This window comes from Thiohalocapsa marina (assembly GCF_008632335.1).
GTDB classification, from domain to species: Bacteria; Pseudomonadota; Gammaproteobacteria; order Chromatiales; family Chromatiaceae; genus Thiohalocapsa; species Thiohalocapsa marina.
The window spans coordinates 45,774-68,257 of record NZ_VWXX01000007.1; the positions used below are offsets into that span (position 1 = coordinate 45,774).

At 66.0% G+C, this 22,484-nt stretch carries 23 protein-coding genes and 1 tRNA gene; 9 read left to right on the forward strand and 15 right to left on the reverse strand.

Annotation, left to right across the window (positions count from 1 at the left end):
* Positions 1-68 precede the first annotated feature (68 nt).
* The 11 genes from F2Q65_RS07225 to F2Q65_RS07275 all read right to left on the reverse strand — a co-directional run bounded on the left by F2Q65_RS07225 (position 69) and on the right by F2Q65_RS07275 (position 9,377).
* Positions 69-563 (reverse strand): low molecular weight protein-tyrosine-phosphatase, encoded by a 495-nt coding sequence (locus F2Q65_RS07225; RefSeq protein ID WP_150091897.1) that lies wholly within the window; start codon positions 561-563, stop codon positions 69-71.
* A gap of 46 nt (positions 564-609) precedes the next feature.
* Positions 610-1,014 (reverse strand): hypothetical protein, encoded by a 405-nt coding sequence (locus F2Q65_RS07230; RefSeq protein WP_170265584.1) that lies wholly within the window; start codon positions 1,012-1,014, stop codon positions 610-612.
* A gap of 377 nt (positions 1,015-1,391) precedes the next feature.
* Positions 1,392-2,162: a 3-deoxy-manno-octulosonate cytidylyltransferase gene (gene kdsB, locus F2Q65_RS07235; RefSeq protein ID WP_150091901.1), complete on the reverse strand. Its 771-nt coding sequence runs from the start codon at positions 2,160-2,162 to the stop codon at positions 1,392-1,394.
* Entirely contained in the window at positions 2,159-2,347 is a 189-nt protein-coding gene (locus tag F2Q65_RS07240) for a Trm112 family protein (RefSeq protein ID WP_150091903.1), read from the reverse strand. Before F2Q65_RS07240 ends, kdsB begins: the two co-directional genes overlap by 4 nt.
* A gap of 81 nt (positions 2,348-2,428) precedes the next feature.
* On the reverse strand, positions 2,429-3,439 hold the full coding sequence (gene lpxK / locus F2Q65_RS07245) for a tetraacyldisaccharide 4'-kinase (RefSeq protein ID WP_150091905.1): 1,011 nt from the start codon (positions 3,437-3,439) through the stop codon (positions 2,429-2,431).
* Positions 3,436-5,232, reverse strand: coding sequence for a lipid A export permease/ATP-binding protein MsbA (msbA, locus tag F2Q65_RS07250; RefSeq protein ID WP_150091907.1), 1,797 nt, complete (start codon positions 5,230-5,232; stop codon positions 3,436-3,438). The genes lpxK and msbA overlap by 4 nt, the downstream gene beginning before the upstream one ends.
* Positions 5,229-5,792 carry an ExbD/TolR family protein gene (locus F2Q65_RS07255; RefSeq protein ID WP_150091909.1) on the reverse strand — a complete coding sequence of 188 codons (564 nt, stop codon included), beginning with the start codon at positions 5,790-5,792 and terminating at the stop codon, positions 5,229-5,231. Before F2Q65_RS07255 ends, msbA begins: the two co-directional genes overlap by 4 nt.
* Positions 5,789-6,385: a MotA/TolQ/ExbB proton channel family protein gene (locus F2Q65_RS07260; protein ID WP_386115802.1), complete on the reverse strand. Its 597-nt coding sequence runs from the start codon at positions 6,383-6,385 to the stop codon at positions 5,789-5,791. Before F2Q65_RS07260 ends, F2Q65_RS07255 begins: the two co-directional genes overlap by 4 nt.
* Before the next feature lie 79 nt (positions 6,386-6,464).
* Positions 6,465-7,871, reverse strand: a complete 1,407-nt coding sequence (locus F2Q65_RS07265) for an NAD(P)(+) transhydrogenase (Re/Si-specific) subunit beta (RefSeq protein ID WP_150091913.1) — start codon at positions 7,869-7,871, stop codon at positions 6,465-6,467.
* A gap of 12 nt (positions 7,872-7,883) precedes the next feature.
* Positions 7,884-8,168 carry a proton-translocating transhydrogenase family protein gene (locus F2Q65_RS07270; protein ID WP_150091915.1) on the reverse strand — a complete coding sequence of 95 codons (285 nt, stop codon included), beginning with the start codon at positions 8,166-8,168 and terminating at the stop codon, positions 7,884-7,886.
* Between the two features lie 120 nt (positions 8,169-8,288).
* On the reverse strand, positions 8,289-9,377 hold the full coding sequence (locus tag F2Q65_RS07275; protein WP_150091917.1) for a Re/Si-specific NAD(P)(+) transhydrogenase subunit alpha: 1,089 nt from the start codon (positions 9,375-9,377) through the stop codon (positions 8,289-8,291).
* Between the two features lie 493 nt (positions 9,378-9,870).
* Between F2Q65_RS07275 and F2Q65_RS07280 the strand changes: the two genes are divergently transcribed.
* Both F2Q65_RS07280 and fabA read left to right on the forward strand, forming a co-directional pair.
* The gene (locus F2Q65_RS07280; protein ID WP_150091919.1) at positions 9,871-11,598 is read left to right on the forward strand and encodes a proline--tRNA ligase; all 1,728 of its coding nucleotides are present in this window, start codon (positions 9,871-9,873) and stop codon (positions 11,596-11,598) included.
* A gap of 356 nt (positions 11,599-11,954) precedes the next feature.
* Positions 11,955-12,470 carry a 3-hydroxyacyl-[acyl-carrier-protein] dehydratase FabA gene (gene fabA, locus F2Q65_RS07285; RefSeq protein WP_150091921.1) on the forward strand — a complete coding sequence of 172 codons (516 nt, stop codon included), beginning with the start codon at positions 11,955-11,957 and terminating at the stop codon, positions 12,468-12,470.
* An 87-nt stretch (positions 12,471-12,557) separates the two neighbouring features.
* Here fabA and F2Q65_RS07290 read toward each other — a convergent pair whose 3' ends face one another.
* Positions 12,558-13,535, reverse strand: a complete 978-nt coding sequence (locus F2Q65_RS07290) for an SLAC1 anion channel family protein (protein ID WP_150091923.1) — start codon at positions 13,533-13,535, stop codon at positions 12,558-12,560.
* A 422-nt stretch (positions 13,536-13,957) separates the two neighbouring features.
* On the opposite strand from F2Q65_RS07290, the gene F2Q65_RS07295 reads away from it, so the two are divergent.
* From F2Q65_RS07295 to F2Q65_RS07305, 4 genes are all read left to right on the forward strand, one after another.
* Positions 13,958-14,146, forward strand: coding sequence for a YgaP family membrane protein (locus tag F2Q65_RS07295; RefSeq protein WP_150091925.1), 189 nt, complete (start codon positions 13,958-13,960; stop codon positions 14,144-14,146).
* Positions 14,147-14,194: 48 nt separating this feature from the next.
* Positions 14,195-14,584, forward strand: coding sequence for a DUF6858 family protein (locus F2Q65_RS07300; protein ID WP_150091927.1), 390 nt, complete (start codon positions 14,195-14,197; stop codon positions 14,582-14,584).
* Positions 14,585-14,837: 253 nt separating this feature from the next.
* On the forward strand, positions 14,838-15,173 hold the full coding sequence (locus tag F2Q65_RS19420; protein ID WP_170265586.1) for a hypothetical protein: 336 nt from the start codon (positions 14,838-14,840) through the stop codon (positions 15,171-15,173).
* Positions 15,130-16,431, forward strand: a complete 1,302-nt coding sequence (locus tag F2Q65_RS07305; RefSeq protein WP_170265588.1) for a DUF2325 domain-containing protein — start codon at positions 15,130-15,132, stop codon at positions 16,429-16,431. Before F2Q65_RS19420 ends, F2Q65_RS07305 begins: the two co-directional genes overlap by 44 nt.
* Before the next feature lie 9 nt (positions 16,432-16,440).
* Here F2Q65_RS07305 and F2Q65_RS07310 read toward each other — a convergent pair whose 3' ends face one another.
* The gene (locus F2Q65_RS07310) at positions 16,441-16,797 is read right to left on the reverse strand and encodes a cupin domain-containing protein (protein ID WP_150091931.1); all 357 of its coding nucleotides are present in this window, start codon (positions 16,795-16,797) and stop codon (positions 16,441-16,443) included.
* 153 nt (positions 16,798-16,950) lie between these two features.
* Here F2Q65_RS07310 and F2Q65_RS07315 point away from each other — a divergent pair, with 153 nt between their 5' ends.
* Positions 16,951-17,310 (forward strand): HMA2 domain-containing protein, encoded by a 360-nt coding sequence (locus F2Q65_RS07315; RefSeq protein ID WP_150091933.1) that lies wholly within the window; start codon positions 16,951-16,953, stop codon positions 17,308-17,310.
* A 207-nt stretch (positions 17,311-17,517) separates the two neighbouring features.
* Here the strand turns inward: F2Q65_RS07315 and F2Q65_RS07320 are convergent.
* Positions 17,518-17,608: transfer RNA gene (locus tag F2Q65_RS07320), tRNA-Ser, on the reverse strand.
* Between the two features lie 92 nt (positions 17,609-17,700).
* Complete coding sequence (locus F2Q65_RS07325) at positions 17,701-19,050, reverse strand: ABC1 kinase family protein (protein ID WP_150091935.1); 1,350 nt, start codon at positions 19,048-19,050, stop codon at positions 17,701-17,703.
* 392 nt (positions 19,051-19,442) lie between these two features.
* Here F2Q65_RS07325 and F2Q65_RS07330 point away from each other — a divergent pair, with 392 nt between their 5' ends.
* Together F2Q65_RS07330 and rsmA are read left to right on the forward strand one after the other, a co-directional pair.
* Positions 19,443-21,536, forward strand: coding sequence for a DEAD/DEAH box helicase (locus tag F2Q65_RS07330; protein WP_150091937.1), 2,094 nt, complete (start codon positions 19,443-19,445; stop codon positions 21,534-21,536).
* A 45-nt stretch (positions 21,537-21,581) separates the two neighbouring features.
* Positions 21,582-22,421, forward strand: coding sequence for a 16S rRNA (adenine(1518)-N(6)/adenine(1519)-N(6))-dimethyltransferase RsmA (gene rsmA, locus F2Q65_RS07335; protein WP_211353983.1), 840 nt, complete (start codon positions 21,582-21,584; stop codon positions 22,419-22,421).
* Positions 22,422-22,484: the final 63 nt, after the last annotated feature.

A 22,484-nucleotide genomic window follows, 5' to 3' on the forward strand; every position in this document is an offset into this window, starting at 1 on the left:
GCGGTGGCCATGTACGTCTACGTCGATAAGCTAGGCTGCGGCCTGCAGCTGACGCCGTTCAGGCCCGTTCAGAAATGGCGCCGCCGGATCTCCTCCAGCAGCCCCTGAGAGGCGGCCTCCACCAGATCGAAGACGGTCTCGAAGCCGCCGGCACCGCCATAGTACGGATCCGGCACCTCACGCTGCCCCATGTGTGGCGCAAACTCCATGAACAGCCGCAGCCGCTGCTCGAGCCCGCGTCCGGCGGGACAGAGCAGCGCAAGGTTGTCGTAGTTGTCCTGATCCATGGCGAGGATGTACTGGAACAGCTCGAAGTCTTCCGCCAGCGCCCGACGGGCCCGCAGATCCGACAGCGGGATGCCGCGACGCAACGCCGTCTCCTGCGCACGCCGATCCGGCGCCTCACCCAGGTGATAGGCATGGGTGCCGGCGGAATCTACCGTGATCCGCTCCGCCAGCCCGGACTCCTGCACCAGCTTGCGAAAGACCCCGTGTGCCGTGGGTGATCGGCAGATATTACCCATGCACACGAATAGCACTCGAATCGTTTGCTGATCGTTCATTATCAAGTCGCTCCGGTTGTGTCGCCGGTTTTGTCCGGGCGCGGACTCAGCGCCGGCCGAACGGCAATTGCGAGCGGCGGATCTCCTGCTGCAGCCGCAAGCGTTCCGAGGCACGACGCCAGTCGGCCCGATGATCGCCCGGCGGGATCTGTCGTGGTGCATCCAGTGTCGGGCCAGGATCAGGACGTGGCAATCGGCGCTCGCGTGCCTGGCGCTGCTGCAGCGCGCGCTGTTCCAGGCGTTGCTGGCGCTCCACGGCATCGAGCTGCCGACGTTGCCGCAGGTCCAGCGGCGCAATGCGCTCGCGATACGCCGTCTGGTCCTGCTCCAGCTGCAGCCAGCCGGTTGCCTCGCGCCGGGTCTGCGCCAGCGCCGGATCCGTCACCAGCCCGATCAGCAGGAACAACAGGATGGCCCTCGCCCGGCCATGCAGGGCCGAGGTCCATGTCACCGGAGGTCTGCCCAGCTGCACCGGGCCGGGGCAAAAGCCACTCTCCATGCACCAACGCGATGCGCTCGCGGACAGCGCCGCCGGGGTTTTGCGGCGAGCCGGCCACGGACGCGCACCAGCCGAGACGCCTCCATGGTCGCACCGCCAGGCATACCGACCATCACACAGACCGCCACGCCGGCATGTTCATCGTCAGCCCGGCCGCAGACATCAGCGTTCAGCCCCGGAGAGCACAACATTGGCACCATCTCTGCTTCACCCTTGGCGAGGCGGCAGTTCGATTCGTTCTCCGAATGCCGTTCTCTGACCTCCTCAGTGGTGAATTGCCCCGCCCCAGCGGGGCCTTTTTTTACATGCTATCGCACGTGGCTCCGATCCTATTCTAGAGCCAGGCGCCGCAAGACCACCGCCACATCCGCCGGCGTGTCCACGCCAGGCCCGGGCTCCTCGTCGGCCAGGGAGACATGGATCCGCTCGCCGTGCCACAGGATCCGCAACTGTTCCAGGGACTCCGCCACCTCCAGTGGCGCCGGCGGCCAGTCGACATACTGCTGCAGGAACCCGGCGCGATAGGCGTAGAGCCCGATGTGGCGCAGGAACGGCACCTTATCCGGCAAGTGCGACTGGTTGCGCAGAAACTCGTCCCGATGCCAGGGAATGGGCGCCCGGGAGAAGAACAGCGCGAATCCCTGGGCATCCGTGACCACCTTGACCACATGCGGGTCGAACAGCTGATCGCGGTCGGTGATCGGGTAGGCCAGGGTGGCGACACCCACACCTGCCAGGGCCGCCAGATCGGCCGCGACCCGATCGATCAGCCCGGGGGGCATGCAGGGCTCGTCTCCCTGCAGATTGACGACGATGTCGTCTGCGCCCCAGCCGCGCGCACGGATCACCTCAGCGACCCGATCGCTGCCACTGCGGTGCGCGTTGCTGGTCATGGCGACCTCTGCGCCGAATTCCCGGCAGGCGGCGGCGACCCGGGCATCGTCGGTGGCCACGACCACCTCGGTTGCCCGACTGGCGCGGGCCCGCTCCCAGACATGGGCCACCAGCGGTCGGCCGCCGATGTCCAACAAGGGTTTCCCGGGCAACCGGCTAGCGCCGTGGCGCGCCGGGATGACGACCTTGTATGCGCCCTCGCTCAAGACGCAGCCACCGCTTCGTCTGCCGCCAGCGACCGTGCCTCCTCTTCCAGCATGATGGGCAACCCATCGCGGATGGGGTAGGCAAGACGATCGGCACGACAGATCAGCTCCTCCGCGGCCTTGTCGTAGTGGAGTTCGCCCTTGCACACGGGGCAACGCAGAATCTCGAGCAATCTCTTGTCCATTGAAATATCCCCGTTCTAAACGAGAGTTCAGTGTTCGCAGGTTATGGCCAAAAATCGATGGCCGTCAATTTGCCTTGATCATCAGCTCAGCCGGGTGGCACGGGCTGCCAATAGGCGGTTCAGCAGGGCATCCAGGGCCGCGGTGAATCCGGCATCGGGCAGCGCCTGCACCGGCACGTACCAATGCGACGGCGTCGCCATGGAACGGCACTTGACGGCATCCTTCTCGGTCATCAACACCGGGCCTTCCGGCCAGCTGCCGACGTCCTGCGGCGTATAGCGATGGTGGTCCGGATAGCGCCTGGGCACGATGTCCAGCCCCAGGGCACGCAGCATGTCGAAAAAGCGTGCCGGATTGCCGATCCCCGCCACGGCGGACACCAGCCCGTCGGCGAAATCGACCAATGGCCGCGACTGCTGCACATGATACAGATTCACCGCATCCCCCGGCTGCAACTGCATGGCCCAGCGACCCGACGCATCACCGCCATTGACGATGGTCAGATCCGCCCGGCGGGCCCGCGCCGGCGGCTCGCGCAGGGGGCCCGACGGCAGGCAACGCCGGTTGCCGAGCTGACGCTGTCCATCGATCACCAGGATCTCGCAGTCGCGCTGCAACCGATAGTGCTGCAGGCCGTCGTCCGCCACCACCAGGTCACAGCCGTGGTTGGCCACCAGCATCCGCGCCGCCGCCACCCGATCCTGGCCCACCACCACCGGGCAGCGCGCCCGGACAGCGATCAGCACAGGTTCATCGCCATCACGCCGTGGATCGGCGGCCCCGTCCACCAAACGCGGTGTGCGGGCGGGCTCGCCACCGTAGCCGCGCAGCACCACCCCAGGCCGCAGGCCCCGGCGGCGTAAGTGCTCCACCAGCCAGATCACCAGCGGGGTCTTGCCGGTGCCGCCCACCGTCAGGTTGCCGATGACGATCACCGGCGCCCCGGTGTCCTGCACGGCCAGCCAGCGCCGGCGATAGGCGAAGGCCCGGGCGCCGGCAATGCCGCAATAGAGCCAGCCCAGCGGGGCCAGCAGGGCGGCGAACAGCCGTGCGACGGGGCCCTGTCCGTACCAGATGGCGTCCGGACTCACGCCGGGGCACCGCGCCCCGGCGGCGGCAGGGGGCCAGCGTCGTGGAACTGCAGCCGATGCAGGCGGGCATAGTAACCGTCCCGGGCCAGCAGTTCGGCATGCCGTCCCTGCTCGACGATGCGCCCACCGTCCAGCACCACGATGCGATCCACATGCTCGATGGTAGACAGCCGGTGAGCGATCACCAGCGTGGTGCGGTGGGCCATCAGTGCCGCCAGCGCGGCCTGGATGTGCCGCTCGGATTCCGTGTCCAGCGCCGAGGTCGCCTCGTCCAGCACCAGGATGGGCGCATCCTTGAGCATCGCCCTGGCAATGGCGATGCGCTGGCGCTGGCCACCAGACAGCAGCACGCCCCGATCGCCGACCAGGGTATCCAGCCCCTGGGGCAATTGCCGGATGAACTCCAGCGCATGGGCCGCCTCGGCCACCCGCTCGATCTCGGCGCGGGACACCGCCTCGGGCTGACCGTAGGCGATGTTCCGGGCCACCGTGTCGTTGAACAGCACCACGTCCTGGGTCACCAGGGAGATCTGTGCCCGCAGGCTCGCCAGGGTCAGGGAGCGGATGTCCACGCCATCCAGCAGGATCTGACCGGCGCTGGGGTCGTAGAAGCGCGGCAACAGGCTGGCCAGGGTGGACTTGCCGCTGCCTGAGCGCCCCACCAGGGCCACGCTCTCACCGGGCTCCACCACCAGGTTCAGGTCATGGATGACCGGCCCCTTGTCATCGGCGTAGACATGGGTCAGATGACGGTATTCGATACGGCCCTGGGCGCGCTGCACCTGGTGCGCGCCCGTGTCAGATTCGGTCTCGCTGTCCAGCAGCTGGAACAGGCTGTCGGCGGCGACGATGCCGCGCTGCAACTGGGAATTCACCGCGGTCAGGCGCTTCACCGGCGGCAGCATCAGGCCCATGGCGACGACGAAGGACATGAAGGTGCCGACGGTGATGTCCTCGCGCAGGCCCTGCATGGTCGACAGGTAGACGATGACGCCGATGGCCACCGCCGACAGCAGCTGCACCAGCGGCACGCTGACCGACTCCACGGCAATGACCTTCATCTGCAGCGAGCGCGTCTTCTCGTTGATGCGCGAGAACTCGGCGGACTCCGCCGCCTCGCCGCCGAAGGCCTTGACCACCCGGTGCCCGTCGATGGCCTCCTGCGCCACATGGGTCAGAGAGCCCACCCGCTCCTGGATGCGTTTGCCATAGCGGCGAAAGCGCTTGGTGGCGTACTTGATGGAGAAGGCCATGGCCGGCCCGACCAGCAGAAAGATCACCGACAGCGCCGCGTCCAGATAGAGCATGTAGCCCAGCAGCGCCAGCGCCGTGAAACCGTCGCGTACCAGCGTGGTCACCGCGGAGGTGGTGGCCGAGGCGACGCTCTCGACGTTGTAGGTCAGCTTGGCGAGGAGTTGCCCCGTGTCGTGGCTGTCGTAGTAGCGGGTCGGCGAGCGCAGCAGGTGGTCGAACATCTGCTGGCGCAGATCCGCCACCACGCGCCGCCCAACCCACTTGAGGCAGTAGGTGTTGACGAAACCGGCAACGCCGCGCACGGCGAACACCGCCACCAGCAGGAGCGGCATCAGCCGCACCACGTCCGGGTCACGGTCGACAAAGCTGCCGTCCAGCAGCGGCTTGATCATGGCCGCAAACACCGGCTCGGTGGCGGCAAATACCAGCATGCCGACGATGGACAGCGCGAACATGCGCCAGTATGGCCGCACATAGCGCAGCAGCCGGCGGTAGGTGTCGCCGCCGGAGAAGACATCGACCGCGTGTTCCTCTCTCATTGCGGGCCGTCCGGTTGGCCGTCCCGGCTTTGGGCCGGGCGCTGTTCCGGGCCCATCAGCTCCGCGCTCTGGGCCGGCCCGCTCTCTGGCCGGCTGGCAGCAAACGCGACCTGCGACAGACCGATCCGGCCGACCACGTCCAGCGCCGTCATCACCGCCTGGTGCGGCGTCTGCGCATCCGCCCGGATCAGCACCGGCAGATCACGCCGCTCGCCGAGCACCTGTTGCAGCGCGTCGGCCAGAGGCTCCGCCATGCGCTCTGCCGTGTGCCCCAGTGGCCGTTCGGGCATCCGCCCGGCCATCGCCTGCCGCAGCGTTCGCTGCACCACGGGCTGGCCGTCCACGTAGTAGCGGCCGTTGCTATCGATGGTGATCTCCAGCAGCTGCAGTTCCTCCGCCGCAACGGGCTCGCCCTCCGCCTGGGGCAGTTGCAGGCGCAGCCGCGCATCCTCGCGAAAGGTGGTGGACACCATGAAGAAGATCAGCAGCAGGAACACCACGTCGATCAGCGGCGTCAGGTTGATGTCCGCCGGCTCGGGCCTGTGCTGCCTGAGATTCACGGCGTACGGGTCTCCGCCGCCTCGCGCTCGCCCTTCATCACCTCGATCAGGCGCAGCGCCTGTTCTTCCATGCCGATGACGAGCTTGTTCACGCGGGCATTGAAGTAGCGATGGAACATCAGGGTGGGAATGGCCACCGACAGCCCGGCGGCGGTAGTGATCAGGGCCTTGGAGATGCCCCCTGCCAACACCTCGGGGTTGCCCACGCCCGCCTGCACGATGACGCCGAACACATCGATCATGCCGAGCACGGTGCCCAGCAGTCCTAGCAAGGGCGTCACCGCGGCAATGGTACCCAGGGCGTCCAGGTGACGCTCCAGGCCCGCGACCACCTGGCGTCCGGTGTCCTGGATGGCCTCCTTCATCACTTCGCGGGAGTGGAAGCGGTTGATCAGCCCGGCCGCCAGCATTCGGCCCAGGGCCGAGCCGTCGCGAATCTCGTCGATGCGGGCGTTGTCCAGCTGCCGCCGGCTGTGCAGCTGCCAGATCCGGGTCACCAGGTTATCCGGCAGGATGACCCGCGGGCGCAGGGCCCAGAAACGCTCGATGACAATCGCCATGGCCACCACCGAACACAGCAGGATCGGCACCATCAGCCAACCGCCGGCCTGAATCAGCTGGAACAAGGCTGCCTATCCTCCACGCGTGTCACGGCCGCAGGGTACACGACCGTCAGTGGCCCCCGCCCTTCAGCGCCGACACCATGCCCTCGATAGTGTCCTTGGCATCACCGAAGATCAGCGACGTGTTGTCCTGATAGAACAGCAGATTGTCCACGCCCGAATAGCCCGGGCGCATGGAGCGCTTGAGGAAGTAGACCTGCCGTGCCTTGCCGGCCTCGAGGATGGGCATGCCATAGATGGGGCTGGCGGTGTCTTCCTTCGCCGCCGGGTTGACCACGTCGTTGGCGCCGACCACCAGCGCCACGTCGGCGGTCTGGAACTCCGGATTGATTTCGTCCATCTCCAGCACCTGGTCATAGGGAATGTCCGCCTCGGCCAGCAGCACGTTCATGTGCCCGGGCATGCGGCCAGCCACCGGATGGATGGCGAACTTCACCTCCACGCCGCGCGCCTGCAGCAGTTCCATCATTTCCTTCAGGGCATGCTGCGCCTGGGCCACCGCCATGCCGTAGCCGGGCACGATGATGACCTTGCCGGCATCCTCCATCCAGTAGACCGCATCCTCCACCGACGCCGACTTGACGCCCTTTTCCGCCGCCACCGCACCGGCGCTGTCGCCACCGCCGGCATCGGTCCCGAAGCCACCGAACACCACGTTCAGGATGCTGCGGTTCATCGCGCGGCACATGATGTACGACAGGATGGCGCCGGAGAAGCCCACCAGTGCACCAACGATGATGAGCAGGTTGTTGTGCAGCGTGAAGCCGGTGGCCGCGGCGGCCCAGCCAGAATAGCTGTTGAGCATGGAGATGATCACCGGCATGTCCGCACCGCCGATGGGGATGATCAGGGTCCCGCCCAGGACGAAGGCCAAAAGCGTCATCAGGACCAATGCCCAGACCGACCCGGTCATGGCGAAGTAGACCGCCAAGGCCACCGTCAGCACGCCGATCAGGGCATTCAGGGCATGCTGACCGGCAAACTTGATCGGTGCCCCGCTCATGATGCCCTGCAGCTTGGCGAAGGCGATCACCGAGCCGGTGAAGGTGATGGCGCCGATGACAATGCCGGCGGACAGCTCGCCCATGAGCACGGCATCGAGGGTGCCGGCCTGTTGGCGGTTGATGAAGGTGCCGATGGCCACCAGCACCGCCGCCATGCCGACAAAACTGTGCAGGGCTGCGACCAGCTGCGGCATGGCAGTCATCTGGATGCGCAGCGCAATGACGATGCCGACCACGGCACCGATGATGCCGGCCACGGCAATCAGCCAGTAGTCCTGCACCTCGGCGCCGAGCAGGGTCGCGCCGATGGCGATACCCATGCCGAGCATGCCGAACAGGTTGCCGCGGCGCGCGGTGGAGGGATGCGTCAGCCCCTTCAGCGCGAAGATGAACAGGACCGCCGAGACCAGGTAGGCCAGGGCCTGATGCGTCGGGTTAAGAGTCAATTCCATGTGACGGTATCCTTATTTCTTCTTCTTGAACATGGACAGCATCCGGTGCGTCACCAGAAAGCCGCCGAAGACGTTGATGCTGGCCAGCAGCACGGCCAGGAAGCCCATGCCCGAGGCCAGGAAGCCGGCCTCGTCGAGCCCGGTGACCAGCAGCGCGCCCACCAGCACGATGCCTGAGATGGCATTGGTCAGGGCCACCAGCGGCGTGTGCAGGGACGGCGTGACGCCCCAGACCACGTAGTAGCCGATGAAGCAGGCCAGCACGAAGATATAGAGTGCGAGGATGGATTCGGACATCCGATGGCTCCAGAGTCTGTTCGGTCAAGGCGCCGCCGGCCCGGGGGCCGCGCGGCGGAATCGGAAAGGCGATTGCGGGAAGGCGTTGCGCGATCCGGCGAGTCAGGCGTATCTGCCCGCTCAGCCGACCAGCATCGCCCGGGTGATCTCGTCCTCGGCAAGGTCCTTCAGCACCAGACCGCTGTCGCCCTGCTCCACCATGATCTCCAGCAGGTTGGACAGGTTCCTGGCGTAGAAGGCGCTGGCATCCGCCGGCACCATGGACGGGTAGTTGGTGTGGCCCACCAGGGTCACGCCATGCTCGACCACCACTTCGTCGGCTCGGGTCAGTTTGCAGTTGCCGCCGTTGGCCGCGGCCAGGTCGACGACGACCGAGCCCTCGCGCATGCGCTGCACGACCTCGGCGGTGATCAGCTCCGGCGCCGGCCGGCAGGGAATCAGCGCCGTGCTGATGATGATGTGGGCCTTGGCCAGCTCGTCTGCCAGCAGGCTCTGCTGCCGCGCCTTGGCCTCGTCGGAGAGCTCCTTGGCATAGCCGCCCTCTCCCGCGCCGCTTTCGCCCAGGTCCAGCTCGATGGCCTTGGCCCCCAGTGACTGGATCTGTTCCCTGGTCTCCGGGCGCACGTCGTAGGCATAGACATCGGCGCCGAGCCTGCGCGCGGTGGCGATGGCCTGCAGCCCGGCCACACCGGCCCCCAGCACCACCAGCCGGGCCGGCTTGGCGGAGCCGGCAGAGGTCATCATCATGGGCAGGAAGCGCCCGTAGTGGGCCGCCGCCTCGATCACCGCGCGATAGCCGGCGATGTTGCTCTGGGACGACAGCGCGTCCATGGACTGGGCGCGGGAAATGCGTGGCATGCGCTCCATGCCCAGCACGCGTACGCCGTTCGCCGCCATCCGGCCGATGAGCGGGTCATCGCCGCAGCTCTCCAGCAGGCTGATGTAGAGTGCGCCGGAGCGCACCTTCCCGGCCTCGTCATCGGTCGGCCGGCGTACCTTCAGCACGATGTCCGCGCCGAAGCAGAGGTCGCGGTCCACCAGCTGCGCGCCGGCCTCGGCATAGTCCTGGTCGGGGTAGTGGGCTGCACTGCCCGCGCCCACCTCCAGCAGGACCTCAAAGCCCTTGCCGACGAGCCGCTTCGCAATCTCGGGCGTGGTCGCGACGCGCCGCTCTCCGGCCAACGTCTCTTTCGGGATTCCGAGCTTCATCTGACCTCGCTCTGTGGTGATTCTGTGGTGATTCGATGGTGACTGCAGGGGCGATGGTGGGGGTGAGTGCAGGATACCTGTTGCAACTGCCACGTTCGCCTTCGCCCCAAAAATGCCGCGCATTATCGGCCCTTGCAGCCGCGATCTCAAGCGAGGGCGCCCAAGCACGCAATGTGGCTTACCTGCCTTGCACGCCTGTTGACGCCATACCTGTTTGACGCGAGATTTCGATTTTCGCGGATTTGAGTGCCGGCGCTCTGGGAAGGCTGTGAAAATATCCCTGCAGGCTTCACGATCGCGTCCCCGTTCAGATCGGGGGCGACCGAGCCCCCAGAGCGCCGACGAATTACCCAGTGCACACGAGCGATAGCCGAAAACTGGTGATCCCCGCTTCTGCACGAGTGACGCAATCTTGCAGGCGGATTCGGCCCTCGCCTTGTCTGCCGTGGGACGGGCGGATAAACTCCAAACTTTTGCTCAGCCGGCCCCGACGATGCGCACCTCCCAGTTTCCGCTCCAGACCGTCAAAGAGACCCCGGCCGACGCCGAGATCGCCAGCCACCGGCTGATGCTGCGCGCCGGCATGATCCGCAAGCTCGCCGCCGGGCTCTATACCTGGCTGCCGCTGGGCCTGCGGGTGCTGCGCAAGGTGGAGCGCATCGTGCGCGAAGAGATGGACCGCGCCGGTGCGCTGGAGGTATCCATGCCCGCGGTGCAACCGGCGGAGCTGTGGCAGGAGTCCGGCCGCTGGGAGCAGTACGGCCCGGAGCTGCTGCGCATCCGCGACCGCCATCAGCGTGACTTCTGCTTCGGCCCGACCCATGAGGAGATCATCACCGACCTCGCCCGCGGTGAGCTCAAGAGCTACAAGCAGCTGCCGGTCAACTTCTACCAGATCCAGACCAAGTTCCGCGACGAGATCCGCCCACGCTTCGGCGTGATGCGGGCGCGCGAGTTCCTGATGAAGGACGCCTACTCCTTCCACGCCGACCAGGCCTCGCTGGAACAGACCTACCAGGTCATGTATGAAACCTACAGCCGCATCTTCCGCCGCTGCGGCCTGGACTTCCGCGCCGTGCAGGCGGACACCGGCAGCATCGGCGGCAACGCCTCGCACGAGTTCCATGTGTTGGCAGACTCCGGCGAGGACGCCATCGCCTTCTCCACCGCCAGCGACTACGCCGCCAACGTGGAACTGGCCGAGGCCATGGCGCCTGCCGATGCGGCACCAGCACCGACGGAAGCGCCGCGTCTGGTGGACACCCCGGATGCCAGGACCATCGCCGATCTGGTGGAGCAGTTCGGCCAGCCCGTCGAGCGCACCATCAAGACCCTGATGGTGGCCGCAGCGGACCCGGAGACCGGCGAGGAACGCGGACTGATCGCGCTGCTGGTGCGCGGCGACCACGAGCTGAACGCCGTCAAGGCCGAGAAGCTGCCGCAGGTGGCAAGCCCGTTGCGCATGGCCACCGAGGACGAGATCCGCGCCGCCATCGGCGCCGGCCCGGGTTCACTGGGTCCGCGGGATTTGCCGATCCCCTGTCTGGTAGACCGCGCCGCCGCGGTTGCGGCCGACTTCAGCGCCGGCGCCAATCAGGACGGCAAGCACTGGTTCGGTCTGAACTGGGGCCGTGACCTGCCGGCGCCGACGGTGGCAGACCTGCGCAACGTGGTGGACGGCGATGCCAGCCCCGATGGACAGGGCCGCATCACCATCGCCCGCGGCATCGAGGTGGGCCACATCTTCCAGCTCGGGCGCAAGTACAGCGAGGCCATGAAAGCGGTGGTGCTGGACGAGTCGGGCAAGGCCGTGACCATGACCATGGGCTGCTACGGTATCGGCGTGTCGCGGGTGGTGGCCGCCGCCATCGAACAGCATCACGACGAGCGCGGCATCTGCTGGCCAACGGCCATCGCGCCCTTCGAGGTGGCCCTGCTGCCGATGAAGCTCGGCAAGTCGTTCCGCGTGCGCGAGGCGGTGGAGGATCTGTATCAGCGCCTCAAGGCCGTCGGTATCCAGGTGCTGCTGGACGACCGCGATGTGCGCCCCGGTTTCATGTTCGCCGACATGGAACTGATCGGTATCCCGCACCGGATCGTCATCGGCGACAAGCACCTCGACGACGGCAAGGTGGAGTACAAAGGGCGCCGGGATGCGGAGATGCAGCTGATCCCGCTCGACGAGGTCGTGCCCTTCCTTGAGCGCACACTGGCCCCTTGATTGAGCCTGTATTCCACGGTTCGAACCGCAGAGCTCGAACCGAAGAGTTGAAACCGCAGAGGCGCGGAGAGCGCAAAGAAAGGGGCTGAGTTGGCCAATCGGGACAAGCCGATTCAGCGATTCCCAAGAACAACCTCGTAGGGAAACGCTTAAGTATTCAGCGTTTCCCGTGCGGGGCAGGAGGGCCCGCCATTTTTAGCGGCGCAAGCCGCTGAAAATGAAGTAATCAGGAAACCACGTTTTCGATGCGCCTGCTGATTTTTGGCCAGTAGGCCAATAAACCAGCGTCTCCTTAGCCATGCGGCGCCATTGACCCGACAGACACACCAACCGAGCCGCAGAGGACTCAAGACCTGATGAGCAAAGAAGCAAGTTTCGACCGCGAGCAACTGCTCGCCTGCGGCCACGGCGAGATGTTCGGACCGGGCAATGCCCAGCTACCGGTGCCGAACATGCTGATGATGGACCGCATCGTGCGCATCGCCGATCACGGCGGCCAGTACGGCAAGGGGGAGATCATCGCCGAACTGGACATCCGGCCGGAGCTCTGGTTCTTCGAGTGCCATTTTCCGGGCGATCCGGTGATGCCCGGCTGCCTGGGCCTGGATGCCATGTGGCAGATCGTCGGCTTCTATCTGGCCTGGATCGGCAACCCCGGGCACGGCCGCGCCCTGGGCGTGGGTGAGGTGAAGTTCACCGGCCAGGTGCTGCCGACGGCCAGCAAGGTGACCTACCGCATCGACATGAAACGTGTCATCTCGCGCAAGCTGGTGCTCGGCATCGGCGACGGCGTAATGGACGTGGACGGCCGCGAGATCTACACCGCCAAGGACCTGCGGGTGGGGCTGTTCACCTCCACCGAAGGTTTCTGACGCCTGGCATCACGCCGGACTCTGGCGTGATCCTGGCGCCGGTGCCGGCGGCGTGCCCGGCACTGGCCATCACCCGTAGTCTGCCGGTCAGTGCCCCGGCACGCAGATCTGATGCCTGAACACGGCAATCAGGGTCCGCGCCAGCAGCAGCACGACGATCACCGTCAGCAACGCCAGCAGCACGGCGCCGATCCAGCGATAGGTGTCCGCGCCCCCCGACAACTCGAACATCAGCAGGCTGGCGATGCTGATGGCCGCAAGCGGAAAGGTGTAGGCCCACCAGGACAGGAAGAAGCGCAACCGTGCGAAACGCCCGACCTGGGTGAACAGCAGCAGGGTCAGGAACAGGCCGCTGTAGTAGAGCACCCGCGCCAGGGTATCCAGATCGCCGATCAGCCGGGTGTAGGCGATGAAGCCCACCGCCGGCGGCGCGATGAGGATGAACAGGGTCGGCATCAGATGCTCGTCCAGGGGCTGATGGAACAGCACCCGATACATGATGATGGTCAGCAGGATGACCCAGAACAGCATGCCCACGCTGAAGAAGAACCAGGACACGTCGGCGTAGCCCAGGGGCACGCCGGCTACTGGAACCAGCACATTGCCCACCGCCGGGATGAACCAGGCCGGGTTCATGTGCTTGATCTCGAAGTGCTCATGGTGGATCCAGACATTGACCACGTAGAGCGTGAAGAGCAGGTGCAGCGCCATGCCGACCAGCCACAGCCACTGGCTGACCTCGCGGTCGATACCCAGGTAGGCCACCGCCAGCAGCAGCAGGCTGATGGAGATGGTCGGAAAGAAATTGAGCTTCACCGGGTGGCGCAGTTCCGCCAGCACGGACTGCCCGTGCAGCACCAGCTTGCTGAAGTAGAGCACGAACAGCAGCACGAACACGCCGCTGCAGATGCCCACCATCCAGGTGGTGATGTTCAGGTCCACGCCGAAGACCATCTGGGCCTTCTCCCAGCCGATGGTCAGGCCGGTCAGTCCCATGACCATGGCAAAAAAGGAAATGGGCAGGTAAGGCAGACGCCGAACCGGCTGCTCGCTGGCTGTACTCATGCAGGAATTCTCCGATCGCGGAATGATGATGCTTGACAGAAATTGTAGGGATTAGCGACGCGCCTGCATTGAAGATCATCAAACGCGCAGCAGAGTCTAACAGCCCTGCTGCGGTTCGGCCGCAGTCCGGTGCAGGCGCGGCATCGGGCCGGAATCGGTCCGGTACGGGGCCTGAAAACGCGGCTCATGTGAATCTTCAATGCGCACGCCGGCCGGAGTTGTTCCAATGTGCCCGGTCCAGACAATGGCACACAGGGTGCACCGTCGTCGACGCGACGGTGAGCGTTCGCTGGTCTGGGCCGACAGCATCGGCATTGGTCGCGTCCGCTGTCCGGCCGTCTTGCAACGTGCATAACGGACAGCCGGCGTTCGATCGGTCACCGATGAACAGGATTCGCAACCCGATTCAGAGGAATTCACGCATGAAGCAGAATGTCGGCGGTATCGACCGGTGGCTCCGCATCGCCCTTGGTCTGGTCCTGGTGGTCTGGGGTCTCTGGGCCCAGACCTGGTGGGGCGCAATCGGGCTCGTGCCCCTGTTGACTGGCGCCATCGGCTGGTGCCCGCTGTACCTGCCGCTGGGTCTGAGCACCTGCAAGTCAGACGACTGATCAACGCTGGCCGCCAACTGCTACCCTCAGTTCCCACAGGTAACCCTGATGAAACAGACCCTGCTGCAAGAGAAGTATCCCGTCTATACCCTCGAGGTCATGAAGACCGAGACCAGCCATCCGGACGTGGATTCCATCCTCGCCTACCTGCGCGACTGCGTCGAACAGCACCCGGTCTCCCGCATGATCGCCGAGTTCGACCATTACGCCCACACCAGCGCACTGCCCCAGGGCGAGATCGCGCCCGACATTCAGGCCGCCAAGCACATCGTCTTCTGCTTCGGCACCCACCTGCCCAACGCCCAGGTCATGGCCGTGCGCCCACGTTCCATCGGCGTCGTCGACCAGGGCGACCGCTTCATCATCAGCTTCCTGGAAGCCCCCATGCCCCTGGCCAACAACGCCATGGAGGGCTGGGTGAAAGCCCTCGTCGACTGACGGGACAGCGCGGCCTGACAAGGCCGGCTGCTCCCAACTTATTGGAAATGAAGCGATTCGGAAACCGCGTTTGCGGATCTCATGCTGGTTTTGGGCCAGGAGGCCAATCAACCAGCGTCTCCTTGGCGGTTTGGCCGTAGCCTGCTTCCCACACCCCGGGTTCCACACTTATAGCCAGGGATCATCAATTTTCGGCCACAGCCTGAGTGGGTTGGGGTCGATGCTCCAGGGTCTCGACAGCAGGGAAGCTGTCGTGAAGTCCAAGGGCATGCTTTCACGGCGTCCCCAGGCCGCCGACACACAACCCGCGAATACCGAAATCGTGGTTGCAACAGGGAGAAACCTGGCCTTGAAAGAAATACGAATCGTTCGTATTATGTTGCTCAGCCCAAATGCAACAGCGTTTCGACATCACCATGTGCCAGCACACTGCCCTGCCGCATCCCATACTCGCGGACGCCCCTTCGGTCGGCCTGTCAGCCGCGTTGGCGTCTGCCATGACACCGGCGACGACATCGGCGATTGCATCGGCGACGGCAATGACCATGCCACCGCCCAAGGCATCCTTTGCGGCGCCCGCGGCGCCTGAACCGTCGACGCGCGCATCATCGGCGCGGCTGAAGTTGTGGGATATCCCCGCCCGCTTTCATTGCCCGATCATCGGCACCTGTCTGCACGTGGGCGAACTCAGGGAGCTGGCGCGCAAGATCGGCTGCCCGCGGCACGCCGGGTTGAGCGACTACGAGATACACGTCAGTTATGTCACCTCGGCGGAGAGCAAGAATCAACTGTCAGTTGCCGCGCAAAAACTGCTCGAGCGCAAGCACGCCAAGGAGCTCAGGCGCTTTGCCACGCTCAAGACCCCGGCGGAACTGCAACGGGTCTGGGACGAACAACTGGCGGAAGGCCAGGTGCCGGGGGCCTTCTGGGCACTGATGACCCACCCCCGTGCCGACAACATGACGCGCGACCGGGCCTACGAGGCCGTGCACATGCTGTCTCATCAAGTCGGCGCGGGACTCAATGCGGACACCAAGCGCCTGACAGAGGCACGCAAGGCACTGCAGACCCTGCGACAGGACTGCGCTGCAGATGCTGCGCGCAGCCTGCGCAAACTCGCCGCCCGGGAGGCGCGTATCGAGCAACTGCAACAGCAACTGGAGGAAGCCAACGGTGCCGTCGAGGCCCTGCAACAGGCGCAGCTGCGTATCCTGGAGCTGGAATCCGGCGACCAGCTTCGGGAGCTCCGGGCGCAGATCAACGCCATGCAGAGTGAAGCCCTTGAGCAGGCGCGCCGGCGCAAGACCGCAGAGGCGCAGGCCGACGCACTACGTCAACAGCTGGACAGGGCCCAGACCAGAATCCATGCCCTGTCCGAACAACTGAGCGAGCGCAGCGCCAGCTGCGCCGCCCTTGAACAGGTGGTGAATCACCTGGACCTGGGCTCCGACACCTGCTGCGGAAAGGATTGCAGCCAATGCCCTCGCCGCGAGGAGCGCCGCCTGGATCTGGGTGGTCGGCGCATCCTGTGCGTGGGCGGTCGCGGCTCCCTTGCCACCCGTTACCGGGAACTGGTCAAACGCTGCAACGGCGAGCTGGTGCGCCACGACGGTGGCCTGGAGCAGAGCAGTCAACGCCTGGAGGCCCTGCTGGCAAGCGCCGATGCCGTGGTCTGCCCGGCGGACAATGTCAGCCACGACGCCTATCTGCGTGCGAAACGCTTCTGCAAGCGGACCGACAAGCCCTGCCTGCTGCTGGAGCGCTCCGGCATCGACACCTTTGTCCGGGCGCTGGCCGACCTGGCCGAGCACCCCCAGGGCGCGATGTCCGGCGTGCAGACGGTCTGACGCCGCGCCTTAAGGGCGCCCGAAGCCCCTGATCTGGCGGATCGGCGTCCCGAAGAAGGCAATTACGGTCAGGTCTTCCTCGATATCGAAAAAGGCGTGGTCGCAGGCGGTGCGCACGTACATCATCGAGCCCTTCTCGACCCGGTGCTCCTCGTCCTCCACCCGCAGCCGCGCGCGGCCCTCCAGCACCAGGTAGAGCTCATCCTCTTCGTGTGCGCTCTGCATCTCCTTCGAACCCGCGGGCAGGTGGTAGATCGAGCAGCTCAGCGAGGGGGTGCGCAGAAATTCATGAAACCGCAGGTTGCCGGGTTCGATGTCGCGCATCAGTTCCGGTAGTTGAAAGATCAGCCAGTTCTTCTCTGTCATGTCTTGGTACCTAGGGGCGACCGAGCGGTCACGTTCTGTTATACGGAGACTCCTGAACGTAACACTAACGCAAACCGTTTGCATTAGGAAGAAGCAGCAGTATAATGAGAACCGTTCCTACTGCGTATCAGTTCACTGCTAGAGGCGTTCTCGATGAGCCAGTACATCCATCATGTCCCCGGCCGTATCCGCGTGCGATCGAAGGCGTTTCGCTGCCAGAACGACAAGGCCCTGCTGGCCCGAAGTCAGTTGCTGGCACTGGAAGGCGTGCGCAATGTGGAGATCAACACCCGCGCGGCGAGCATCCTGGTGCAATATGACCCTGAGCGATTGAGTCGGCCCGAGCTCTTTGCCGCACTGGAGGAGGTCGGCTGCATCGACGCCGTGCGCCATGATAGGGCAAGCAGCCCGACTGCAAAGATCGGTGAAACCTTCGGGAAGACACTGGTCGGCGTTGTCGTGCAGAAGGCCGTGGAGCAGTCGGCCCGCTCGCTGGTCGGCGCCTTCATTTGATCCTGCTGCAGATCCTCGTTCCCACACGCCGGGTGGGAACGCCCACTCTCCCCCTCCGAGGGGCAAACCTCGTGCTTTGAGAGGTCTCACGCCGTTCGGCTGGATGGGGACAGAAAGACAGGCCTGATCGGGTCTGACTCGGGTATGTACTGCGTGCTGTGAAGGCCTGTAATCAGGCCGGCCATGCAGGATTGCTTGCGCTTGAAGTGGCGGAGAGGGAGGGATTCGAACCCTCGATAGGCTATTAACCTATACACACTTTCCAGGCGTGCTCCTTAAGCCACTCGGACACCTCTCCAGCTGGCGGCATCATTGCTGCCGCTGCAGCATCCCTGAACTGCAGCCTACTAGCATAAGCGAATCAACCTGTAGATGCAATGGTTGGCTGGATCAGCTCGCGCATTGATCCCGGGCCGACAGATAGGGCATCAGCATGTCGCGGAAGTCGATGCGCGCTCGCAGGCGACGGCAGAGCATGAAGACGCCGACGAACTTCCGGTGCAGAAACATGCTGGACGGGTCCGGCATGCGGGTGAAGGCGTCATCCAGGAACAGGTCCCGGCCGCGGGTGTAGACCCGCTCGAACAGGTTCGAGGTGCCGAAGTCGTAGGGCCCGTCGGCGGCGAAGATCTCGCTGGACAGCCGGATCAGTTCGATCAGGGCCGCCACCTTGTCCTCCGGATCCTCCTCGCCGATGTAGCCGAGCTGCACCGACGCCTGCCTCAGGCCCGCCGCGTCGTCCTCCAGGGCCGCGCGCGAGAGCAGGCGATAGCTCTCCGCCAAGGTCGACGGGATGGTGTTGGTGGCGCCGAAGTCCAGCAGGACGATGCGCCCGGAGTCCGCGTCGTACAGGAAGTTGCCGAAGTTGGGGTCGGTCTGGGCGAGGCCGAACTCGAACAGCTCGCGCAGCATCAGGCGGGTCAGCAGCGTGGCGGCACGCTCGCGCTCCGCCTGCCGGTAACGGCCGTCGGCCAGCCGATCGATGGGGACACCGTCGGCAAAATCCATGGCCAGGATGCGGCTGGTGGACAGGTCCGCATGCACCCGCGGCACAAAGAAGTCGGCATCCTCCCCCACCAGCGCCCGGTAGTCCATCATGGACGCCGCCTCGGCCTCGTAGTCCGCCTCACGGTGGAGCTGCACCCGGGCCTCGTCCAGCAGCGGCTGCGGATCGATACCCTTGGGCATCATGCCGAGATTGCGGGCCAGAAAGCCAAGGTTGTCGATGTCGCTGTCGATGCTCTCGCGCACGCCGGGAAACTGGATCTTCAGCGCCAGGCGGCGGCCGTCGCGGGTCTCCGCCCGGTGCACCTGGCCGATGGACGCCGCGGCGATGGGCTGGAACTCGAAGCGGCGGAAGGCCTTGTTCCAGTCCCGCCCCAGCTCCGAGGTGAGCACCCGGTTGAGCTGGCTCATGGGCATGGCTTCGGCGCGGTCGCGCAGGGTGGCCATGATCTCCGCGGCCTCCGGCGTGAACACGTCGGTGCCGTCCATGGACATCAATTGGCCCACTTTCATCACCGCGCCGCGCATCCTGGCCAGCCGGTCGGTAAAGCGCTTGGTGGCCGCCGGGCTGAGCTGGATCCTGCCGTCGGTGCGACCGCCGTTGCGCGCCATGTCGATCATGCCGCGCACGCCGATACCGGCGGCGAGGTCGGTGGTCGCCCGGCCAAGGTGCCACAGACGGCCAAGGCGACGGCTCGGCACCGCAAGGCCGGTGCTGGATGCGTTCGTAGTCATCGGGATAATCCTTTGAGCAGGCCTTTTGCGCGGGTCGCGTTTCGCTGAGCGGTCGACGTCGATCGTCGTGGCGGTCGCCGTTGCGGGTTCGACTCCGGCAGAAGGTGGGTTCGGTCTGTATTGCACGCAACCCTACCAGAACTGGACACGCAGCGGCATGACGGATCGCAGCCGGCCCCGCCACCGGCTTCGAATACCGGCTTCGAATACTGGCTTCGGATGCCGGGCTCAGGTGGCGGGCTCAGGTGGCAGGCAAGGACGCCCAGCGAAATGGCTTGCCTTGCTGCGGCGACAGTCAGATACTGACAGGTTATTCCGCGACGCCACCTACCCGAGCGCTTGCCCGAGTGCCCGCCCGAGCCGGTGCGCAACCGCCCATTGCCGAGACATCCATGCCCGAACAAGTGCCTTCCACCGATCATCCGGTCACTCCGGACTCCACTGCCACGACTACGGACACCCTGCCGACTGACGCGTCCGGCCGAACGTCCACCCCGTCGTCCGTCCAGACGCCCGCGCTGAGCGCCGATCAGGCGTCCGATCAGCCGTCCGATCAGATAGGCCGCCCGGACAACGCGTCCTTCACCACCATTGGTCTCGCACCCGCCGTGGCCCGCGCCGTGGCGGAGTTAGGCTACGAGGCGCCGACACCGGTGCAGGCAGGCTGCATTCCGCATCTGCTGGCGGGGCGTGACCTGCTGGGACAGGCGCAGACCGGCACCGGCAAGACCGCCGCCTTCGCTCTGCCGCTGCTGAGCCGCATCGACACTGCCCAGGAACTGCCGCAGTTGCTGGTGCTGACCCCCACCCGCGAACTGGCGCTGCAGGTGGCCGAGGCCATGCAACGCTACGCCCAGCACCTGCCCAACTTCCATGTGGTGCCGATCTACGGCGGCCAGAGCTACACGCTGCAGATCCGCCAGCTCAAGCATCACCCGCACGTCATCGTCGGTACCCCCGGGCGCGTCATGGACCACATGCGCCGCGGCACCCTGCTGCTGACCGGCCTGCAGGCCATGGTGCTGGACGAGGCGGACGAGATGCTGAACATGGGCTTCGCCGAAGACATCGACTGGATCTTCGACCACGCCCCCGCCACACGCCAGGTGGCCCTGTTCTCAGCGACCATGCCGGATGCGATCCTGCGCGTCGCCCGCACCCGACTGCAAGAGCCGGTGGAGGTGCGCGTGGAGGGCGGCACGCGCCCGCTGGCGACCATCGACCAGCAGCATATCGTCGTCACGCGCTTCCACAAGCTGGACGTGCTGACCCGCATCCTGGAGATCGAACCCTTCGACGGCATGGTGATCTTCGTGCGCACCAAGCACGCCACCACCGAGCTGGCCGACAAGCTCAAGGCGCATGGCTTCACCGCCGAGGCACTGCACGGCGACATGACCCAGGAGATGCGCGAACGCACCCTGGAGCGCATCCGCAGCGGACGGCTGGACATCGTCGTCGCCACCGATGTGGCGGCACGCGGGATCGACGTCGAGCGCATCACCCATGTGGTCAACTTCGACATCCCCACCGATCCCCAGACCTATGTGCACCGCATCGGCCGCACCGGCCGTGCCGGCCGCTCAGGGCGCGCCATCCTGCTGGTGGAGCCGCGCGAACGGGGGCTGCTGCGCGCCATCGAACGCACCATCGGCGCCCGGGTCGCCCGCATGGAGCCGCCATCGGCGGAAGAGCTCAGCAGTTCGCGCATCGAGCGCTTCACCGCGGACCTGCGCCGCACCCTGGCCGAACAGGACCTGGACTTCCACTACCGGGTGGTCAGCGACCTGGCCGGCGACCTGGAACTGGAGCCGCTGGACATCGCCGCGGCCCTGGCGTTCCAGTTGCAGCGCGAGCGACCGCTTGAGGTAGAGGAACTGCCCGCCCCGCCCCAGCGCCCCGAGCGGCGCCCGGATCGCCACCAGCGTCGGGACCGGAACGACGACCGCCCGAGATCCGCGCGAGACAGCGGTGACCGTTTCCGCCATGATCGTTTTCGGGCCGAGCGCGGCGAGCGTGACCGGCGCGCATTCGACGACCGACGTGATGACCGGCGCCCGCGGCGGGACGATGGCGCGGCACCGCTGGCAAGCTACCGTATCGAGGTGGGTCACGATCACGGCGTCTCCCCACGGGAGATCGTCGGCGCCATCGCCAACGAGGCCGGCATCCAGGGCCGCAACATCGGCCGCATCGACATCCGCGGCGATCATTCCATCGTCGACCTGCCGGACGGCATGCCGAAGGAGACCTTCCAGCACTTGAAGCGCGTCTATGTCCGCGGACAGGCCCTGCGCATCAGCTTCCTTGGCAAGGCGGACGACCAGCGCCGGCCGCCGCGGCGGTTCCAGGCACCGAAGGATGACTTCGGCGCGCGAGCGAAGGGATCCCGCAGCGGCGAGGGCCGTTTCGATGACCGCAGCCGCACGGCGGGCAGACAGGATTCGCGGGATCGCCGCCGCGGGCCCAAACGCCACGACGACTGATCTGGTCGCAGTGGACAGGGCGCACGCGCCGTAATCACCGCCAGCATGGAACACCGCCCACGCAAACGCTTCGGCCAGAACTTTCTGCACGATCCGGGCAGCATTCGCCGTATCATCGACGCCGTCGCCCCCCTGCCCGGGCAGCGCCTGGTGGAGATCGGCCCGGGCCGCGGGGCCATCACCGAGGGCCTGCTGCAGGCGGCCGGGGCGCTGGACGTCATCGAACTGGACCGCGACCTGGTAGCGCCCCTGGCGCAGCGGCTCGGCGGTCTCGGCCGCCTGCGCGTGCACAACGCCGACGCCCTGACCTTCGACCTGTGCGGCCTGAGCGGCGATCCGGAGGGGGCCGGGGACTCGGGGCCTCGCCTGCGGCTGGTGGGCAACCTGCCCTACAACATCTCCACTCCGCTGCTGTTCCGCTTTCTCGATCAGGCCCATTGCATCGAGGACATGCACCTGATGCTGCAAAAGGAGGTGGTGGACCGTCTTTGCGCTGAGCCCGGCGGCAAGACCTACGGCCGGCTGTCGGTCATGGTGCAGACCTGGTGCCAGGCAGAGCGTCTGTTTGTCATCGGTCCCGGCGCCTTCACGCCGGCGCCCAAGGTGGACTCCGCGGTGGTGCGGCTGATCCCGCATCGCCCCCTGCCCCATCCGGTGGATGATCCGGCGCTACATCGACGGATTGTCGCCGCGGCCTTCAGCCAGCGCCGCAAGACCCTGCGCAACACCCTGAGCGGCCTGGCAACCACCGAGCAGCTGCAGCACTGCGGCATCGATCCCGGCGCACGTGCCGAAAGCCTTGCCGTGGCGGACTATGTCCGGCTCGCGAATGCGCTACATCAGCCCCCACCAGCGAGACAGGCCGACGCACTGGAAGGTCCCTGACAGGATCCCTGAAGGCACTGTCCGCGCCGACGGTTGCAAACACCGCTGCCAACCCTGAAATCA

Coding starts and splice junctions, on each gene's coding strand:
- F2Q65_RS07225 (WP_150091897.1), bottom strand. CDS start 563: ATGAACGATCAGCAAACGATTCGAGTGCTATTCGTGTGCATGGGTAAT.
- F2Q65_RS07240 (WP_150091903.1), bottom strand. CDS start 2,347: ATGGACAAGAGATTGCTCGAGATTCTGCGTTGCCCCGTGTGCAAGGGC.
- msbA (WP_150091907.1), bottom strand. CDS start 5,232: ATGAGAGAGGAACACGCGGTCGATGTCTTCTCCGGCGGCGACACCTAC.
- F2Q65_RS07260 (WP_386115802.1), bottom strand. CDS start 6,385: ATGGTGCCGATCCTGCTGTGTTCGGTGGTGGCCATGGCGATTGTCATC.
- F2Q65_RS07265 (WP_150091913.1), bottom strand. CDS start 7,871: ATGGAATTGACTCTTAACCCGACGCATCAGGCCCTGGCCTACCTGGTC.
- F2Q65_RS07270 (WP_150091915.1), bottom strand. CDS start 8,168: ATGTCCGAATCCATCCTCGCACTCTATATCTTCGTGCTGGCCTGCTTC.
- F2Q65_RS07275 (WP_150091917.1), bottom strand. CDS start 9,377: ATGAAGCTCGGAATCCCGAAAGAGACGTTGGCCGGAGAGCGGCGCGTC.
- F2Q65_RS07280 (WP_150091919.1), top strand. CDS start 9,871: ATGCGCACCTCCCAGTTTCCGCTCCAGACCGTCAAAGAGACCCCGGCC.
- fabA (WP_150091921.1), top strand. CDS start 11,955: ATGAGCAAAGAAGCAAGTTTCGACCGCGAGCAACTGCTCGCCTGCGGC.
- F2Q65_RS07290 (WP_150091923.1), bottom strand. CDS start 13,535: ATGAGTACAGCCAGCGAGCAGCCGGTTCGGCGTCTGCCTTACCTGCCC.
- F2Q65_RS07295 (WP_150091925.1), top strand. CDS start 13,958: ATGAAGCAGAATGTCGGCGGTATCGACCGGTGGCTCCGCATCGCCCTT.
- F2Q65_RS07300 (WP_150091927.1), top strand. CDS start 14,195: ATGAAACAGACCCTGCTGCAAGAGAAGTATCCCGTCTATACCCTCGAG.
- F2Q65_RS07305 (WP_170265588.1), top strand. CDS start 15,130: ATGCCACCGCCCAAGGCATCCTTTGCGGCGCCCGCGGCGCCTGAACCG.
- F2Q65_RS07310 (WP_150091931.1), bottom strand. CDS start 16,797: ATGACAGAGAAGAACTGGCTGATCTTTCAACTACCGGAACTGATGCGC.
- F2Q65_RS07315 (WP_150091933.1), top strand. CDS start 16,951: ATGAGCCAGTACATCCATCATGTCCCCGGCCGTATCCGCGTGCGATCG.
- F2Q65_RS07325 (WP_150091935.1), bottom strand. CDS start 19,050: ATGACTACGAACGCATCCAGCACCGGCCTTGCGGTGCCGAGCCGTCGC.
- F2Q65_RS07330 (WP_150091937.1), top strand. CDS start 19,443: ATGCCCGAACAAGTGCCTTCCACCGATCATCCGGTCACTCCGGACTCC.
- rsmA (WP_211353983.1), top strand. CDS start 21,582: ATGGAACACCGCCCACGCAAACGCTTCGGCCAGAACTTTCTGCACGAT.